Origin of the sequence: Corynebacterium sp. CCUG 61414 (assembly GCF_024453945.1) — a bacterium.
GTDB lineage: Bacteria > Actinomycetota > Actinomycetes > Mycobacteriales > Mycobacteriaceae > Corynebacterium > Corynebacterium pseudogenitalium.
Map to the genome: position 1 here is coordinate 21,979 of NZ_JAGPYU010000008.1, position 17,360 is coordinate 39,338.

Consider the following 17,360-nt stretch of genomic DNA (forward strand, 5'->3'; position numbering starts at 1 on the left):
GATGTGTTGAACTCTTCTCCACTTTTGCAACGCCCTGGCGCCGCAGAGTTTGCGGGCACGACGCCGCTCGACGCGAAGGGGGTCGCCTGGCACTACGGGGAGCCGCTCGGCGAACAACGCGCCATGGACACCCAGCCCGTCATCATCGACCGCTCGCAGCGCCGCGTCGTCACGGTCGCGGGGCCCGACGCACCAGAGTTCTTAAACAATCTCCTCTCACAAAAGCTTGACGACGCCCCCTCCGGCTTCGCAGCCTCCGCCCTCGACCTCGACGCGCAGGGCAGGATCCTCCACCACGCCGACGTCTTCTACGACGGCGCCACGTTCTACCTCGACCTGCCAGCCGCGCAATACGAAACCTTCACCGCGTTCCTGCGCAAAATGGTGTTCTGGTCCGACGTCACCATCACCGACACCGACCTGGCGATCCTCACGCTCATCGGCCCAGCCGACGCCACGGAAGCCCTCGCGTCGATGGACTGCACGGCGTTTTCCCGGCGGGTGTCCCCGTGGACTGCGCACGCGCGCTTCGACATCGCGGTCGAACGCGATCGGATCGAAGAGGTCGTCGATGCGCTGGTGGAACGCGGCGGCGTGCTCGGCGGGCTGATGGCGTTTACCGCCGAGCGGGTGCGGGCCGGCGAGCCCGAACTCGGCGCCGACTGCGACGAAAAAACCATCCCGCACGAAGCCCCGCGCCTGATCAACCGCGGCGACCGGATCGCCGCCGTCCACCTGGAGAAGGGCTGCTACCGCGGGCAAGAGACCGTCGCGCGCGTGGAAAACATTGGCCGCTCCCCTCGGCTCATGGTGATGTTGCAGCTCGACGGCTCCGCACCCACCGAGCCAGAGATCGGTGCAACCATCCGGGCGGGCGGGCGCGCGGTTGGCACGCTGGGCACCGTTGTCCACGACGCCGACTACGGCCCCATCGCACTCGCCCGGCTAAAACGGTCCGCACTCAACGCCGGCACTGACGTCGACCTTGACATCGATGGCGTTTCCGCCCGCATCGACCCCGATTCCCTCCCTACCGACGAGGGCGAGAAAGCCGGGCGCAAGGCACAACAACGGCTGCGCGGCAACTAGGTCTCAAATTGGGGCCCGGTGCGGGCTCTTGCCGGGGCCCGCTGGGCAAACACACAGGTCACCCCGTGGAGGGGAATTTTTGGAACGTTCGCGCTATTATGTCCTACAGGACAATTAACGAATCGAAAAGCATGAGGCCGCTCCCTGCCCGGGAGCCGCCCAGAAGAACCACCTCAAGGGGGTCACGCAATGGGTCGCGGACGCGCCAAAGCAAAGCAGACCAAGGTTGCTCGCCAACTCAAGTACAACTCTCCTGAAATGGACCTCGAGTCGCTGCAACGCGAGCTCGCAGGCAAAGCTCCGAAGAAGAGCTGGGAAGAGGACGACGACTACGAGGTAGATGACCAGTACGCCGATTACGCCGACTGGGATGCGTACGGCACCTCAGACCGCTAAACGTCCAACGCTTACAAAGAACACCTGCTGCCCATCCGGGCCGCGGGTGTTCTTTTGGTGCCTTAACACTCGTTCAGAGGCTGCTGGCACCAAAGAGACACCAAATTCCTTGGTTTTAGGTAGAGGCCTGGCGTTTTCCCTGGTCGCTGGTCGGGCGGGAGAGAATTTGGTGCACACACGGGAGCACGAGTGCCAAAGGACGCAATTCCAAAACAGGCCACTTACATATCCACAGGTCACAAAAGGGCTAGATAAAACTGGGTGCGTCCTTTGGCACTGAGGCCACTAAGGAGACACCACATTCCTGCACAGCCAATCAGCGACCTGGGCTTTTGTGAAGTCCGGTGATTGAAATTGCGGAATGTGGTGCGTGATTCCTAAGAATGCTGGCCCCGAAGTACCGCGCGGGCATCCTCCCCGGCCTCGGCCGTGCGGACCTCGCCGAGGACCCAGCTGTCGATGCCGCGGTCCTTCAGCAGCGCCAACGCCTGGTCACGCGCTTCTGGTGCCACGACGGCCACCATGCCGATACCCATGTTGAAGGTCTTCTCCATCTCCTCGACGGGGACGTCGCCGACGGATTGGATGGTCTGGAAGATCGGACCGGGGGTCCAGGTGGAGCGGTCCATGTCTGCGACCAGGCCTTCAGGGATGATGCGCTCCATGTTGCCGGCCAGGCCACCTCCGGTGACGTGGCAGAACGTACGCACGTCGCACTCCTTGGCAAGCGCCAGGCAGTCAAGGGCGTAGATCTTGGTTGGTTCCAAGAGCTCCTCGCCGAGGGTGCGGCCGAGGGCGTCGACGTGGCCGTCGAGAGGCAGCCCGGCGCGCTCGAGCAGCACGTAGCGTGCGAGTGAGTAGCCGTTGGAGTGCAGGCCGGAGGACGCCATCGCGATGATGGTGTCGCCCTCGCGGACCTTGTCCGGGCCGAGGAGCTCGGAAGCTTCGACGACGCCGATTGCGGTGGCGGAGACGTCGTAGTCGTTGACGTCCATGACGCCTGGGTGCTCCGCGGTCTCGCCGCCGAGCAGTGCGCAGCCCGCCTGGACGCAGCCCTCGGCGATGCCGGAAACAATGTCGGCGACCTTCTCGGGGACGACCTTGCCGATCGCGATGTAATCCTGCAAGAAAAGTGGCTCCGCGCCACAGACGACAAGGTCGTCGACGCACATGGCGACCAGGTCGATGCCGATGGTGTCGTGCTTGTCCATCGCCTGAGCGACGGCCAGCTTGGTACCGACGCCGTCGGATCCGGCCGCGAGCAGCGGCTCCTTGTACTTGCCCAAGGCGAACAGGCCGGCGAAGCCGCCGATGCCACCCTGGACCTCTGGGCGGGAGGCGCGCTTGGCAAGGGGCGCGAGCAACTCTACGGCCTTGTCGCCGGCTTCGATGGAGACACCTGCGGCCTCGTAGGACACGCCCGAGTCAGCTGGGGTGTTGTGGTGGGTCATGATGCGTTTTCACCTTTCTGAAGACGACGAACAAGATCTGCGTTGTGGTTGCCCTCCGGGAGCCCGAGTGGGTACTCGCCGGTGAAGCAGGCCGCGCAGAGGTTGGAGGCTGGCTGGTTGGTGGAGGCGATCATGTCCTCAGTGGTGACGAACGCCAGGGAGTCCGCACCCACCATGGTCCTGATGGACTCGGCAACAACTTCTTCGTTGCCACCGCGCCCGTGGTTGGCGATGAGTTCGCCGGGGCTGGCGAAGTCGATGCCGTAGAAGCACGGCCACTTCACTGGTGGCGAAGCGATGCGCACGTGCACTTCGGCGGCGCCGGCCTCGCGCAGCATCCGGATCAGTTTGCGCTGGGTGTTGCCGCGCACGATGGAGTCATCCACGACGACGAGCTTCTTACCCTCGATGACTTCGCGCACCGGGTTGAGCTTCAGTCGCAGGCCCAACTGGCGCAGCGTGTCCGAGGGCTGGATGAAGGTGCGGCCCACGTAGGCGTTCTTCATCATGCCCTGCTTAAACGGGATGCCGGACTCCTCGGCGTAGCCGATTGCTGCCGGGGTGCCGGACTCTGGGACCGGCATGACCAGGTCAGCGTCGACGGGTGCGACGCGGGCCAGGCGGCGCCCGATGTCGATGCGGGCGCTGTTGACGGATTGGCCGTCGACAACTGAGTCGGGCCGGGCGACGTAGACGTACTCGAACACGCAGTGCGCGTGCGGTGCGTCGGCGAAGCGCTCGGAGTGGACGCCGGTCTCGTCGATGGCGATGAGCTCGCCTGGTTCGATGTCGCGGACGAAGGAGGCGCCCACGATGTCCAGCGCACACGTTTCGGATGCGACGACCCAGCCGCGTTCCAGGCGGCCGAGGCACAGTGGGCGCACGCCGTGTGGGTCGCGGGCCGCGTAGAGGGTTTTACCGTCGGTCACCATGAAGCAGAACGCACCCTTGACGCGCGGCAGGAGTTGGCGCGCGGAGTCCAGGAGGGTGACGTCGTCGCGGATGGCGTCGGCAAGCAGGGCGGAGACGACCGCCGTGTCGGAGGAGGAGCCCTGGCCCTCTACCCCGTCGGCGGGGATGAGCTTGCGCTCCACGGCCTCGCGCTGCAGCTCCACGTAGTTGGTCAGGTTGCCGTTGTGTGCCAGCGCGACGTCGGTGCCGTTGGGGCTGACGCGGTACATCGGCTGCACGTTGTCCCACGAGTTGTTGCCCGCCGTGGAATACCGGGTGTGGCCGATGGCGACGTCGCCTTGCAACGCGCCGAGCGTCGGCTCGTCAAAGATTTGGCTGACCAGCCCGATGTCCTTGAACACCACCACTTGGTCATGGTCGCCCACAGCGATACCTGCGCCTTCTTGGCCGCGGTGCTGGAGGGCAAATAGTCCGAAATATGTCAGTTTTGATACGTCTTCACCGGGCGCCCAAACGCCGAACACACCGCATTCTTCGCGCGGAGTGTCATCCCCGATGTATTCCTCTTCGGTTCGCACGTGCTCTACTCTAACGAACACCTAGGGGTGAAGGGGTAGAACTGGCAGCCCTTTTTGGACTTCGTGGGCTCGGGAGCCGGAGGCGTCGATACGCCCGGCGCGAACTTCTTCCTCGAAAGTGGCACAACCTGTGGCGATTCGCAGCCAGGTGGTCGGGTCCATTTCCACGACGTTGGGCGGGGTGCCGCGGGTGTGGCGGGGGCCTTCGACGCACTGCACCGCAACAAACGGGGGTACTCGCAGCTCTACTGTGTGTCCGGGCATCTCGTGGGCGAGGGTACGGGCGGTGCGTCGCACGGCGTCGGCAAGCAAAGCCCTGCCGGGCTTGTCGACGCCCTCTTCGTCCAACAGCCAGTCCTTGATTGCCAGGACGGCCGCTCGTGTCGCTGCCGGGTCCACCTCTGTCTTCTTCGGTGCCTTCCTCTGTGCCATGGATTTCATATTATGCTGTGGTGCCATGAAGTCTCCTTCCATCACGCTGCGTTTCATGGCGGCTCCTACAGATGTTCTCCACGCGGGCGCCCAGGGTGTTTCGGGTGGCCGTGTGTTGCAGTGGATCGACAAGGCGGCATACGCGTGTGCCGCGCAGTGGTCTTCGACCTACTGCGTGACTGCCTACGTCGGCCACATCCACTTCACCCGACCGATTCCGTCGGGTCACATTGTGGAGGTCCGTTCCCGGATCGCGATGACTGGCCGCACTTCCATGCACATCGTCAACGAGGTGCTCTCGGCAGACCCACGGGAAGGTGTTTTCACCCGCGCGTGCGACTGCCTGGTGATTTTCGTGGCAAAGGATACAGCTGGGCGCCCAACCCCGGTGCCGACATTTACGCCTGAGACCGATGAGGAACGCCGCGTGGAAGCCGCCGCGATCTCCCGCATCGACCTGCGCAAGGCCATCGAGGCGTCCATGCTGGAACAGACCTACACGGACGACTCCACCGCGCCGCGCACCATCCACCGCTTCCTGGCCAAACCGACCGACATCAACTGGGGCGGCGATGTGCACGGCGGCACCGCCATGGAGTGGATCGATGAGGCCGGCATGGCCTGCACGATGGAGTGGTCCGGGGAACGCACCGCAGCGGTGTACGCCGGCGGCATCCGCTTCTACAAGCCGATCCACATCGGCGACCTCATCGAGGTGGAAGCGCGCCTGACCAGGACAGACTCCCGCTCGATGCACACTTCCATCTTTGTGCGATCGGGGGATCCGCGCGGCGGACGCGAGTCGCTCCAGAACGCGATTCACGCCACGGTGACCTACATCGGTATCGACATCGACGGCAACCCGCTGGCCGCGCGCAAGTTCACCCCAGTCACGGACGAGGACAAGCGCCTCTGGGAGCACACGCAGACGCTCAAGGACCTGCGGGCACAGTACGAGCCGGAGCCGCTGGTGCGCCCAGACGATGCGCAGCAGCGCGTCGACTAGTGGCGGCTATGTCAGTGCTGAAGCGAACCGCTGCGCTGCTGGCCGCGAGCGCCTGTGTGGCCGGTTCACTGGTTGGCTGCGCGGCGCCCCAGCCGAAGACGGCGACCGCGCTGCAGTTCCGCCAGTCCGCCGCCGTCACGCTCCTCGGCGATAAGGGCGGGGCGTACCACTTCCGGGCACGCGTAGAGAACCCCCGCGTCATCTCAGGGCAGGAGGCACGCAGGCGTGTCGGCAACTACACCAACGCCGACACCGCGCTCGCCGACGTGACCCAGCTGCGCTGCTTCGACATCAGCTACGTCTACACCGGCGGCACCGCAGGCGACGGCCCCGACGAAAGCGTAGCCAGCCCCGACATCACCATCGTCGGTGAAGGCAACGTGGCGGCGAACCGCGTGCGCAACTTTGCCACCCAGCTCTGCGACACCGTAGAGCTCCCTGGCCTACCGCGAAACCCGCAGGACCTCGTCCCCAACCAGACCTACAACCAGACCTTCGTCAGCTTCTCCGTCGACGATGCCTCCCAGCCCGGCGTTGAGGCAACAGGCCTGCGCATGGAAACGCCGTCAGGCACCGTAATGACCTGGCGGCATAACCTCTAAATCGCGCTAACTACAGCGCGGCGTTCGGGGCCGTCGCGTTGCCGAACAGTGCCGGCAACGTATTCGCCCACGCGTCGGCCAGCGCGGCCACGGCGACGGAGTGCTCACCGAAGGTGATCTGGCCGTCGTCGGTGGTGGTGCCCAACACGTGCGCTGGGACGCCGGCAGCGTTGGCACGCTCGATGGTGGCGTCGACAAGCGATGGATCCACCGCGACGAGCACGCGGGAGGCGGACTCGGAGAACAGCGCGGTGAACGCGTCCTCGTGGACCGCCGAAAGGTCCAGCTTGGCGCCCTTGCCGGAGCCCAGCAGCATCTCGAAGACAGCCTGGGACAGGCCACCTTCTGAGAGGTCGTGCGCGGCAAGGATGTCCTTGTTCGCGTGCAGCAGCTCGCCGAGGCGCTCCTCGTTGGCAAGGTCTACCTGTGGCGGCAGGCCGCTCAGGCCCTGGCCGGAGATGTCCTGCCACACCGAGCCGCCGAACTCCGCCTTCGTGTCACCCAGCACGAGCAAGGTCTGCTCGCCCTCGCCCTTCGGCAGGCGGTGCGGGATGGCGGCGTTGACGTCCTCGATCACGCCGAGCACGCCCACGACTGGGGTCGGAAGGATTGGGGTCTCACCGGTCTGGTTGTAGAAGGAGACGTTGCCACCGGAGACCGGGATCTCCAGCTCAGCCGCACCGTCGGCGAGGCCGTGGACGGCTTCGCGGAACTGCCACATCACGTCGGGGTTCTCAGGGGAACCGAAGTTGAGGCAGTTCGTCACCGCGACCGGCTTCGCGCCGGTGACCACAACATTGCGGTAGGCCTCCGCAAGCGCGAGGCGCACACCCATGTTCGGGTCCAGGTAGGCGTAGCGGCCGGACGCGTCAGCGGAAATCGCCACACCGCGCGAGGTCTCCTCGTTGATGCGCAGCACGCCTGCATCCGAGTACTGGGCCTGCACGGTGTTGCCGCGCACGTAGCGGTCGTACTGCTGCGTGATGAAGTCGCGGGAGCACAGCGCCGGGGAGGCAACCATTTTCAGCCAGGCAGCCTCCAGGTCCTCCGAAGTATCGACGTCCGCCTTCGCCTGCACGCCATCAAGCCATTCGGGGCGCGCGTACGGGCGGTCGTAGACCGGGCCTTCGTCGATCGATGACGGCGGCGCGTCCAGTACCAGCTCGCCCTTGTGGTAGACGAGGTAGCGGTCCTTCTCATCGGTGACCTCACCAATCACGGCCGCACCGACCTCCCACTTCGCGCAGATCTCCATGAAGCGATCCACGTTCTCAGGGGTGACCACGGCGCACATGCGCTCCTGGGACTCGGACGCCAGGATCTCGGCGGCGCTCATATTCGCCGCGCGCAGTGGCACGTTGTCCAGGTTGACGGTCATGCCGCCGTCGCCCGCCGCAGCCAGCTCGGAGGTAGCACACGCCAAGCCGCCGCCACCGAGGTCCTGAATACCGACGACAACGCCGGCCTTGTACAACTCCAGGCAGCACTCGATGAGGACCTTCTCCGCGAACGGGTCGCCAACCTGGACGGCTGGGAGCTTGCGCTCCTCGCCTTCCTCGAAGGTCGCAGAGCCCAGCACCGACACGCCGCCGATGCCGTCAAGGCCCGTGCGGGAGCCGAAGAGGACCACCTTGTTGCCAGTGCCGGATGCGAACGCCAGCTTCAGGTCCTCGACCTTGAGCGTTCCCACGCACAGCGCGTTGACCAGCGGGTTACCCGCATATGCTTCGTCGAAGACGGTCTCGCCGCCAATGTTCGGCAGGCCCAGCGAGTTGCCGTAGCCGCCAACGCCGTGCACCACGCCAGGCAGGACTCGCTTGGTGTCCGGCGCGTCAGCAGGGCCGAAGCGCAGCTGGTCCATCACCGCGATTGGGCGCGCGCCCATCGCCATGATGTCGCGCACAATGCCGCCCACACCCGTCGCGGCACCCTGGTAGGGCTCCACGAAGGACGGGTGGTTGTGGCTCTCCACGCGGAAGGTCACCGCGTCGCCGTCGCCGATGTCGACGACGCCCGCGTTCTCGCCGATACCGGCCAGAATTTTCGACGCCATCTCCTCCGTCATCGTCTCCCCGAAGTAGCGCAGGTGCACCTTGGAAGACTTGTAGGAGCAGTGCTCGGACCACATGACGGAGTACACCGTCAGCTCCGCATCCGTCGGGCGGCGGCCCAGGATGCGCTTGATCTTTTCGTACTCGTCGGTCTTCAGGCCGAGTTCCGCGTAGGGCTGCTCCAGTTCAGGAGTCTGCGCGGCGTGCTCCACCGTGTCATTATGTACAGTCATTGTTTCCCTACGCTCCGATCGAAGAAATAGCGGACAAGAACAACCCGAGCCCGTCCGTCGACGGCCCCGTGAGCGCCTCAATCGCGTGCTCCGGGTGCGGCATGAGCCCAACGATGCGACCGTTTTCGCTCGTCACACCAGCAATCGCGTTGATGGAACCGTTGAAGTTATCCGTGTAGCGGAACACCACGCGGCCTTCCTTCTCCAGCTGCTCAATGGTCTCGGCGGACGCCTGGAAGCGGCCCTCGCCGTGCTTCGCCGGCACGAGGATCTTGTCCCCCTCGTTGAAGCGGTTCGTCCACGCGGTCTCCGCGTTGGCCACCTCAAGGTAGGTGTCCACGCAGTGGAAGTTCAGGTGCTGGTTGCGGGTCAGCGCGCCCGGCAGCAGGCCAGCCTCGGTGAGGATCTGGAAACCGTTGCAGATGCCCAGCACCGGCATGCCCTTCTTCGCAGCCTCCACCACAGCGCCCATCATCGGGGCCTGTGCGGCGATGGCTCCGGAACGCAAATAGTCCCCGTAGGAAAACCCACCGGGGACCACGACGGCGTCAACACCCGTCAAATCTTCATCAGCGTGCCACAGCGACTTCGGCTGTGCGCCAGCCAGGCGAACTGCACGCAACGCATCGACGTCGTCGAGCGTGCCTGGGAACGTGATTACACCGATGGTTGCCGTCATCGAACAACCTCGAAGTCTTCAATCACCATATTTGCCAGAAGGGTTTCGGCGACGCGCTTGAGCTCATCGTCGGACACGGTGTCGTCGACTTCGATTTCAAAGCGCTTGCCCTGACGCACGTCCTCGACACCGTTCACCCCGATTCTGCCCAGCGCTCGCAGGACAGCTTGGCCCTGCGGATCCAAAATTTCAGCCTTCGGCATGACATTTACCACGACTTTTGCCATGAGAATCCTTCGTGTCTCGGAGGTCATTACGACGAAGACAGTATAACGAACGGATCCCTCCCGCGGGAGTCCTTTATTTTGCGGCTGCTAGACGGTGCACGCCCCCGAGTGTACGAGCGTCCAGGCGTACTCAAACGCGGTCTGCTTCCACTTCTCGTAGCGGCCGGACACACCGCCGTGACCGGCGGACATCTCCGTCTTAAGCAGAATCTCCCCGCCCGTAGCTATCTCACGCAGCTTCGCCACCCACTTCGCGGGCTCCACGTACAGCACGCGCGTATCGTTCAGGCTGGTCACTGCAAGGATGTCCGGGTAGCGCTGGGCTGTGATGTTCTCATACGGGGCGTAGGAGGCCATGTAGTCGTACACCTCCGGGTCATGGTACGGGTCGCCCCACTCCTCCCACTCCACCACGGTCAGCGGCAGCTCCGGCATGAGGATTGAGGTCAGCGGGTCCACAAACGGCACGATCGCCTGGATGCCCGCGAACTTCTCCGGGGCCATGTTCGCAATCGCGCCCATCAGCATCCCGCCCGCCGATCCGCCCTCAGCAACGAGCGTGTCGTAGGAGCTCACGCCCGCGCGCACCAGCTCGTCGGCGCACGCGATGAAGTCGGTGAACGTGTTCTTCTTCGTGAGCATCTTGCCGTTGTCGTACCAGCCGCGGCCCATCTCGCCGCCGCCGCGCACGTGGGCGCACGCCCACACCATCCCGCGGTCCAGCAGCGACAGCCGCGCCACGGAGAAGCCCGGATCCACCGAGGACTCATAGGAGCCGTAGGCGTAGAGCAGCGTCGGGTGCGGATGAGCCATGTCCAGGTCCGCGCGGTGCACCACGGAGATCGGCACCTGGGTTCCGTCGTCGGCCGTAGCCCACATGCGGCTGGCAACGTAGTCGGCGGCGTCGTAACCCCCAAGCACCTCCTGCTGCTTCAGCAACGTCAGGCCGCGGGTGGCCACCTGGTAGTCGAACAGCTGGGCCGGCTGCGTAAACGAGGTGTAAGTCAGCCGCACCACCGGCGCGTCCCACTCAGGGTTTCCGCCCAAGCCCACGGTGTAGAGCTCCTCGTCAAACTCGAGCTCGCGCAGCGCGCCGAAACTGCCGCCCTCCACGGGTGCCACCGCAAGCCTGCTAATGCCGCCCGAGCGGTAGGCACAAAACAGGAAGTCCCGGTACGTATCGACGCCCTCTACGCGCACGTCCGCGCTGTGCTCCACGAACGTCTCCAGCTCAGTCAACGGCACCCGCGCATCCACCGGGCAGGTCCCTACAGCGAAGTTGGGGCCGGTGGCGTTGTGCGTGACCACCCAGTACCCGCGCCCGGCGAGCTCCGCGTAATCCAGGTCGTACTCCACGCCTTCCTCACGCGGCCACAGCACCTCGAACTCGGCGGTCGGCGTCTCCAGGGGTACCGCGCGCCACTCGCTGGTCAGCTTCGAGCTGGCCACGATGTACAGGAACTGCTCGGCGCGGTCCCCGCCCACGCCGAGGTTGAAGCGCTCGTCGTCCTCCTGGTAGACCAGCACGTCCTCCGACGCCGCCGTGCCCACCTCGTGGCGCCACACCTGGTGCGGGCGCCACGCGTCATCAACGCGCAGGTAAAACAGGTACTGCTCCCCCGCCCACGTCGCGCCGTAAAAGGCGCCTTCGATGGTATCCGGCAGCAGCTCGCCGGTCTCCAGGTCCTTGATGCGCAGGTCGAAGCGTTCGTCGCCGGAGGTGTCCGTCGAAAAGGCGAGCAAGCGCCCCGACGTAGATACCGCTGACGCGCCGAGTGAGAAGAACTCATGGCCTTCGGCCATCTCGTTGAGGTCAAGCAGCACCTGCTCCCCCGGCAGCGGCGAGCCGTCCTCCGGCAGCGTCGGCGGCGTCCACGGGTCGTCGCCGACCCGCACGCGGCAGGACACGCCGTAGCTCTTACCCTCGATAGTGCGGCCGTAGTACCACCAGTCTCCGTTGCGCTGCGGCACGGACATATCAGTCTCCTTGATGCGAGACTTCATCTCCTGGTAAACCTGCTCCGCGAGCGGGGTAAATGGGGCAGTCACCTCCGCGGTATACGCGTTCTCCGCCTCCAAATAGGCAATGGTCTCCGGGGACTGCTTGTCCCGGAGCCACTCATAATTATCGACGAACTCGCGTCCATGAAACACGCGAGTCGTAGGGTGTTTTGCTGCCACTGGCGGTTGCGCGCTGAAATTCGTCATAGGCGACGAGTCTACGCGCAACCTCACGCCTTAGGCACGCGCCCCCGGCCAGTCCCCAAACTTCTCGCCGCTGAGGCGCTCGTACGCCTCGATGTAGCGGTCGCGGGTCGCCTCCACCACGGAACCAGGCAGCTCCGGTGGCTGCGTGTTCTCCGCAGGGTCCCAGCCGGACTTCGGGCCGGTGAGCCAGTTGCGCACGTACTGCTTATCAAAGCTCGGCTGCACCTTGCCTTCCTCGTACGTATCGGCTGGCCAGTAGCGGGACGAATCAGGCGTGAGTACCTCGTCCGCAAGGACCAGGTTGCCTTCCTCGTCGACGCCGAACTCCAGCTTCGTGTCCGCCAGGATGATGCCCTTGGTCTCCGCGTACTCCGCAGCCTTGGTGTACACCTCCAAGGTGAGGTCGCGCAGCTGGGCAGCGAGCTTCGCGCCCACCTTCTCCTCCACATACTCGAACGTCACGTTCTCATCGTGGTCGCCCTGCGCGGCCTTCGTCGCCGGGGTGAAAATCGGCTCCGGCAACTTCGAGGCCTCAACCAGGCCCTCGGGCAGCTTCACGCCGCAGACCATACCGGTGCGGTCGTACTCTTTCTTGCCCGAACCAGTCAGGTAACCGCGAGCGACGCACTCGAACGGAATCATCTTCAGCTTCTTCACCACGTACGAGCGGCCGAGGACCTCCTCCGGAATCCGGGGATCATCAACCGGGCCCGCCAGGTGATTTCGCACACCCGAAAGCAGGTCGAAGAAGAACATGGACGTGGCAGTCAGAATCCGGCCCTTATCCGGGATCGCCGGCTCCAGCGAGAAGTCGAACGCCGAAATACGGTCGGATGCCACCATCAATAACGTTTCGTCATCCACCTCGTAAATCTCGCGGACTTTGCCGCCAGCCAGGTGGGTATAGTCAGAAAGCTCTGGACGCATGGACATAAAGGTTACAGAATCTCCCCTGGTTTGTACGCAGCGGCGTCCGGGTGGGCGTCGATAAGCTGTTGGATACGAGCGCACACGTTGCTGACCTGCGACTCCGCCGAGCCAATGAACGCGTGGCGGTCAGCCAACGCATCCTGCAGCTGCTCTTTGTCGAGCGGGAGGCGCTCATCAGCGGCGAGGCGCTCAATGAGGTTTTGTTCAGCGCCATTTTCGCGCATATCAAGCGCCATCGCAACCGCGTGCTCCTTGATAATCTCGTGCGCCGTCTCGCGGCCCACACCCGCGCGTACCGACGCCATCAAGATCCTCGTCGTGGCCAAGAACGGCAGGTAACGGTCCAGCTCACGGTTGAGCATCGCCGGGAACGCACCGAACTCATCCAGCACAGTGAGAAATGTCTCAAACTGGCCGTCGATAGCGAAGAACGCGTCAGGCAGGGCCACGCGGCGCACCACCGAGCAGAACACATCGCCCTCGTTCCACTGCTGCCCAGCAAGGTCAGCGACCATGGTGAGGTAGCCGCGCAGGATCACCTGGAAGCCACCGACGCGCTCACAGGAACGCGCGTTCATCTTGTGCGGCATCGCCGAAGAACCAACCTGGCCCTCCTTGAAGCCCTCCGTCACCGTTTCGTTGCCGGCCATCAGGCGGATCGTGGTCGCGAGCGATGACGGACCCGCTCCCAGCTGTACAATCGCCGAGATCGCGTCAAAGTCCAAGGAACGCGGGTAGACCTGGCCGACCGAGTCAAAGGTGCGCTCGAAGCCCAGGTGGCGTGCCACCGACTGCTCCAGCTGACGCAACTTCGCCTCGTCGCCGCCCATCAGGTCCAGCATGTCCTGTGCAGTACCCATCGGGCCCTTGATGCCGCGCAGCGGATAGGCCGCCAGCAGCGTCTCGATGCGCTCAACCGCTACCAGCATCTCATCCGCCGCCGATGCGAAACGCTTGCCCAGCGTCGTGGCCTGCGCCGCAACGTTGTGCGAACGCCCCGCCATCACCAGGGTGGAGTACTGATCCGCCCGGTTCCCGATCGCCTTGAGTACCGCAACCGACTTGTCGCGAATCAGCTCCAGCGAGCGATAAATCTGCAGCTGTTCGACATTCTCGGTCAGGTCACGGCTGGTCATCCCCTTATGGATGTGCTCGTACCCGGCCAGCGCGTTGAACTCCTCAATGCGCGCCTTCACGTCATGTCGCGTGACCTTCTCACGCTCAGCGATAGAGCCCAGGTCCACCTTGTCGACGACCGCTTCGTACGCAGCGATCGCCTCCTCGGGAATCTCAACCCCCAGCTCACGCTGCGCCTTCATCACGGCGATCCAGAGCTGACGCTCCAGAATGATCTTGTGTTCTGCGCTCCACAGCGTCGCCATTTCCGGCGACGCGTAGCGGTTCGACAGGACGTTGCTATTGTTCGGTTTCAACAGTTTCTCAGCCACGACGCTGATTATCGCACAACGTCCCGACACGCGCGCTAGATACGGATTTCTCCCTCAATCGCGCGCCGTCCAATGTCCTTGCGGTAGAAGGAACCCTCGAGCGAAATCTGCTTAATCGCCTGGTAGGCAGCATCCACCGCATCCTGCAGCATTACGCCCTTACCCAGCACGTTGAGCACGCGCCCGCCGGCAGAGACGTACTCCCCATCCTTGGTCGCGGTACCTGCGTGCAACACCACGTCGGGGTTGTCCAGGTCGGCGCCCCTAATGACGTCGCCGGTCTTGGGGTGCTCCGGGTAATCCTTCGCCGCCAGCACCACCGTCGCAGCGTAGCCGTCCTCCCACTCCAACGGCGGGAGCGTATCGAGGCTGCCCGTGGCCACAGCATAGAGGACGTCGACAAGCGGGGTACGCAGCAGGCTAAGCACCGGCTGAGTCTCCGGGTCGCCGAAGCGCGCGTTGAACTCCACCACCGACGGGCCCTCCGGACCCCACGCGGCGCCGACGTACAGCAGGCCCTGGTACGGGATGCCGCGGGCGACCATCTCGCGCGCCACCGGCCGCGCAATCTCGTCCACGATGCGGTCCACGCCACCCTCCGGCAGCCAAGGAAGCGGCGTGTACGCGCCCATCCCACCAGTGTTCGGGCCCTCATCGTTGTCGTAGGCGCGCTTGTGGTCCTGCGCCGGCAGCAGCGGCACGACGGTCTCGCCGTCCACCAGGCAGAACAGCGACACCTCCGGGCCCTCGAGGAAGGACTCGAACAGCACCGGGTTGCCGGCCTCAATCACCTCGCGAGCGTGCGCGCGGGCCTCGGCAGCATCAAGCGTGACGACGACCCCCTTGCCGCCAGCCAGCCCATCATCCTTGACCACGTAGTGCGGGCCGAACGCCTCAAGAGCATCGTCGATCTCCTCGATGCGCTCCACGCGCTGCGCGCGGGCCGTCGCCACACCAGCAGCGGCCATGACGTCCTTCGCGAATGCCTTCGACCCCTCCAGCTGCGCCGCGGCCTTCGTCGGGCCAAACGCTGGAATGCCCGCGGCCTGCAGCGCGTCCACCGCACCCGCCACCAACGGCACCTCAGGGCCAATCACGACAAGCTCAGCGTCAACGTCTTTCGCCAGCTCGACGACCGACTCAGGCGAAGCGACGTCGACACTCCTGACCTCAGCAAGTGATGCCATGCCGGCGTTTCCCGGCGCGACAGTGAGCTCGTGTCCTGCAAGACCTTTCAACAGGGCGTGTTCACGGCCGCCCGAACCGATAACAAGGATGCGCATGCCCACTAACTTACCGGTAACCTAGGCGCTATGAGCACTGTGTTTACAAAGATTATTCAAGGTGAAATTCCAGGCCGCTTCGTGTACAAGGACGAGGACGTCGCCGCGTTCCTCACCATCGAGCCGATCGCGTACGGCCACACGCTGGTCGTTCCCGTCAAAGAGATCGATAAGTGGACCGACATCGAGCCAACGCTGTGGGCAAAAATGAATGACGTTGCCCAGCGAGTAGGCAACGCCATCATCGAAGTATTCGGCAGCGAGCGCGCCGGCTACCTCATCGCCGGCTTCGAAGTGCCGCACGCACACATCCACGTCTTCCCCGCCAACGACATGTCCGGCTACGACCTGTCCACCGTGATGAAGATGGACGAAACCGACCCGGCCAAGATGGACGAGGCCGCGGAGAAGCTGCGCGCAGCACTCGAGGCTTAAACCTTCGGGCCCTTCTCCATCATCGGGAGGGAAATGGTGAACGTGGAGCCCTCACCCGGCGCGCTTTTCACCGTAATGGTGCCGTCGTGTTGCTCGATGAGGGACTTCGCGATCGCCAACCCCAACCCCGAACCGCCGCCGGAAGCGCGGTTCCTGGAGTTGTCCGCGCGGTAGAACCGCTCGAAGATGTGCTCCGCGTCCTTCTCCTCCATACCGCAGCCGTCATCAATCACTTCAATGATGATGCGGTCCAGGTTCTCCCGCAACGCCACCGTGACCGACGCGTCCTTGCCCGCGTGCTTGAACGCATTGACAATCAGGTTCAGCAACACCTGATGCAGCCGCGACGGGTCACCGTTGACCGTCGGCACCGAGGTGGCATTGTTCTCAATCGTGAGCGAACGCTCCGGGAACGCCGCCTGCGCAGAGCTCACCGCCGAAGTCACCATCTCCAACACATCCACCTGGCGCTTATCCAGGCGAGTGCCCTCCGCACGAGTCAACGCGAGGAGATCCTCCACCAGCAACTGCATGCGGGCAGACTCCTCCTCAATCTTGCCGATGACCATGTCCGCGTCCGGCGCCATACCCTTCCGGTACAGCTCCGCATACCCGCGCACACTCGTCAGCGGAGTACGCAGCTCATGAGACGCGTCACCCACAAAGCGACGCATCTGCTCCTCCTTCAGCTGCGCATCCTCCACGGACTCCTGCAGCTGCTGCACCATCGTGTTCATCGCATATGACAACTTGCCGACCTCAGTCTCCCTCGACCACACCGGCACCCGGCGCTTCGTGTCTCCGTCGGCAATTGCAAGCGCAGTGTTCTCTACCTCACGCAACGGGGCCAACGCCTTACGAATATAGGTGCGCCCCGCGCACGCAATCCCCACCACGGCAAGGAGCCCAAATGTCGTTTCCACAATCGCAAGCCAACGCAGCACGCGGTGCTCTGCGTCGAGCTCCTTCGCGACATACTTCACAGTGCCGTCCGGCATCTCGCGTGACATCGCGCGCCACTTCACGCCCGGCGCCACGCCTTTCGACGGCACCGTCACCGCCTTATCTTGTTGCCTGACCCTCGAAAGGTCCGGCGGCGTATCCACATACACCGGGCTCCACGACGTCCCGAACTGCGGATACCACGTCTCCTGATAAAAATCGCTCGGCGCACCCGACGACGGCACCCACGTCACCTGACCAACCCACGTGTCCAACCCCTCGCTGAGCTGGTCGTCGACACGCTGATACAAAATGCTGCGCATGAAGATGTACACCGCCGAGAAACTCACCAACAGCGCCAGCGTGGCAATCGCCAACACCAACGCCACCAGCTGCTTCTGCAGCGGCTTCGTCCTCGAGTACGCAAGCGCATGAAGCCGACGCCTACTCATCGGTCA

The 17,360-nt window shown here is 64.3% G+C and carries 16 protein-coding genes; 5 read left to right on the plus strand and 11 right to left on the minus strand.

The window, feature by feature from the left end; genetic code table 11:
- The first annotated feature begins 3 nt into the window (after nt 1-3).
- Both KBX14_RS07170 and KBX14_RS07175 read left to right on the plus strand, forming a co-directional pair.
- Nucleotides 4-1,089: a folate-binding protein YgfZ gene (locus tag KBX14_RS07170; protein ID WP_256042168.1), complete on the plus strand. Its 1,086-nt coding sequence runs from the start codon at nt 4-6 to the stop codon at nt 1,087-1,089.
- A gap of 189 nt (nt 1,090-1,278) precedes the next feature.
- The gene (locus KBX14_RS07175; RefSeq protein ID WP_070361942.1) at nt 1,279-1,485 is read left to right on the plus strand and encodes a DUF3073 domain-containing protein; all 207 of its coding nucleotides are present in this window, start codon (nt 1,279-1,281) and stop codon (nt 1,483-1,485) included.
- Between the two features lie 377 nt (nt 1,486-1,862).
- Here the strand turns inward: KBX14_RS07175 and purM are convergent, their stop codons facing one another.
- From purM to KBX14_RS07190, 3 genes are read right to left on the minus strand one after another with little or no spacing between them, the layout of a single operon-like run.
- On the minus strand, nt 1,863-2,936 hold the full coding sequence (gene purM, locus KBX14_RS07180; protein WP_256042169.1) for a phosphoribosylformylglycinamidine cyclo-ligase: 1,074 nt from the start codon (nt 2,934-2,936) through the stop codon (nt 1,863-1,865).
- Nucleotides 2,933-4,426, minus strand: a complete 1,494-nt coding sequence (purF, locus tag KBX14_RS07185) for an amidophosphoribosyltransferase (protein ID WP_256001033.1) — start codon at nt 4,424-4,426, stop codon at nt 2,933-2,935. The genes purM and purF overlap by 4 nt, the downstream gene beginning before the upstream one ends.
- 21 nt (nt 4,427-4,447) lie before the next feature.
- On the minus strand, nt 4,448-4,885 hold the full coding sequence (locus tag KBX14_RS07190; RefSeq protein WP_168156162.1) for a sterol carrier family protein: 438 nt from the start codon (nt 4,883-4,885) through the stop codon (nt 4,448-4,450).
- Here KBX14_RS07190 and KBX14_RS07195 point away from each other — a divergent pair.
- On the plus strand, nt 4,884-5,864 hold the full coding sequence (locus KBX14_RS07195) for a hotdog domain-containing protein (RefSeq protein WP_330166371.1): 981 nt from the start codon (nt 4,884-4,886) through the stop codon (nt 5,862-5,864). The two genes, KBX14_RS07190 and KBX14_RS07195, sit on opposite strands and share 2 nt — an antisense overlap.
- A gap of 8 nt (nt 5,865-5,872) precedes the next feature.
- The gene (locus KBX14_RS07200) at nt 5,873-6,466 is read left to right on the plus strand and encodes a hypothetical protein (RefSeq protein ID WP_256042170.1); all 594 of its coding nucleotides are present in this window, start codon (nt 5,873-5,875) and stop codon (nt 6,464-6,466) included.
- Nucleotides 6,467-6,476: 10 nt separating this feature from the next.
- On the opposite strand, the gene purL is transcribed toward KBX14_RS07200, so the two are convergent.
- The 7 genes from purL to purD all read right to left on the minus strand — a co-directional run bounded on the left by purL (nt 6,477) and on the right by purD (nt 15,525).
- A complete protein-coding gene (gene purL / locus KBX14_RS07205; RefSeq protein WP_256042171.1) occupies nt 6,477-8,750 on the minus strand; it encodes a phosphoribosylformylglycinamidine synthase subunit PurL in 2,274 nt (757 codons plus the stop codon).
- 7 nt (nt 8,751-8,757) lie between these two features.
- On the minus strand, nt 8,758-9,429 hold the full coding sequence (gene purQ / locus KBX14_RS07210; protein WP_070478088.1) for a phosphoribosylformylglycinamidine synthase subunit PurQ: 672 nt from the start codon (nt 9,427-9,429) through the stop codon (nt 8,758-8,760).
- A complete protein-coding gene (gene purS, locus KBX14_RS07215; protein WP_070361934.1) occupies nt 9,426-9,656 on the minus strand; it encodes a phosphoribosylformylglycinamidine synthase subunit PurS in 231 nt (76 codons plus the stop codon). The genes purQ and purS overlap by 4 nt, the downstream gene beginning before the upstream one ends.
- 87 nt (nt 9,657-9,743) lie before the next feature.
- The gene (locus KBX14_RS07220) at nt 9,744-11,864 is read right to left on the minus strand and encodes a S9 family peptidase (protein WP_256042172.1); all 2,121 of its coding nucleotides are present in this window, start codon (nt 11,862-11,864) and stop codon (nt 9,744-9,746) included.
- A gap of 30 nt (nt 11,865-11,894) precedes the next feature.
- Nucleotides 11,895-12,791: a phosphoribosylaminoimidazolesuccinocarboxamide synthase gene (locus KBX14_RS07225; protein WP_070363439.1), complete on the minus strand. Its 897-nt coding sequence runs from the start codon at nt 12,789-12,791 to the stop codon at nt 11,895-11,897.
- An 11-nt stretch (nt 12,792-12,802) separates the two neighbouring features.
- The gene (gene purB / locus KBX14_RS07230; protein WP_070478235.1) at nt 12,803-14,251 is read right to left on the minus strand and encodes an adenylosuccinate lyase; all 1,449 of its coding nucleotides are present in this window, start codon (nt 14,249-14,251) and stop codon (nt 12,803-12,805) included.
- Between the two features lie 26 nt (nt 14,252-14,277).
- Nucleotides 14,278-15,525, minus strand: a complete 1,248-nt coding sequence (purD, locus tag KBX14_RS07235; protein WP_256042173.1) for a phosphoribosylamine--glycine ligase — start codon at nt 15,523-15,525, stop codon at nt 14,278-14,280.
- Nucleotides 15,526-15,555: 30 nt separating this feature from the next.
- Here purD and KBX14_RS07240 point away from each other — a divergent pair, with 30 nt between their 5' ends.
- Complete coding sequence (locus KBX14_RS07240) at nt 15,556-15,960, plus strand: HIT family protein (RefSeq protein WP_256042174.1); 405 nt, start codon at nt 15,556-15,558, stop codon at nt 15,958-15,960.
- Here KBX14_RS07240 and KBX14_RS07245 read toward each other — a convergent pair.
- A complete protein-coding gene (locus KBX14_RS07245) occupies nt 15,957-17,354 on the minus strand; it encodes a cell wall metabolism sensor histidine kinase WalK (protein ID WP_256042175.1) in 1,398 nt (465 codons plus the stop codon). The two genes, KBX14_RS07240 and KBX14_RS07245, sit on opposite strands and share 4 nt — an antisense overlap.
- Nucleotides 17,355-17,360 lie beyond the last annotated feature (6 nt).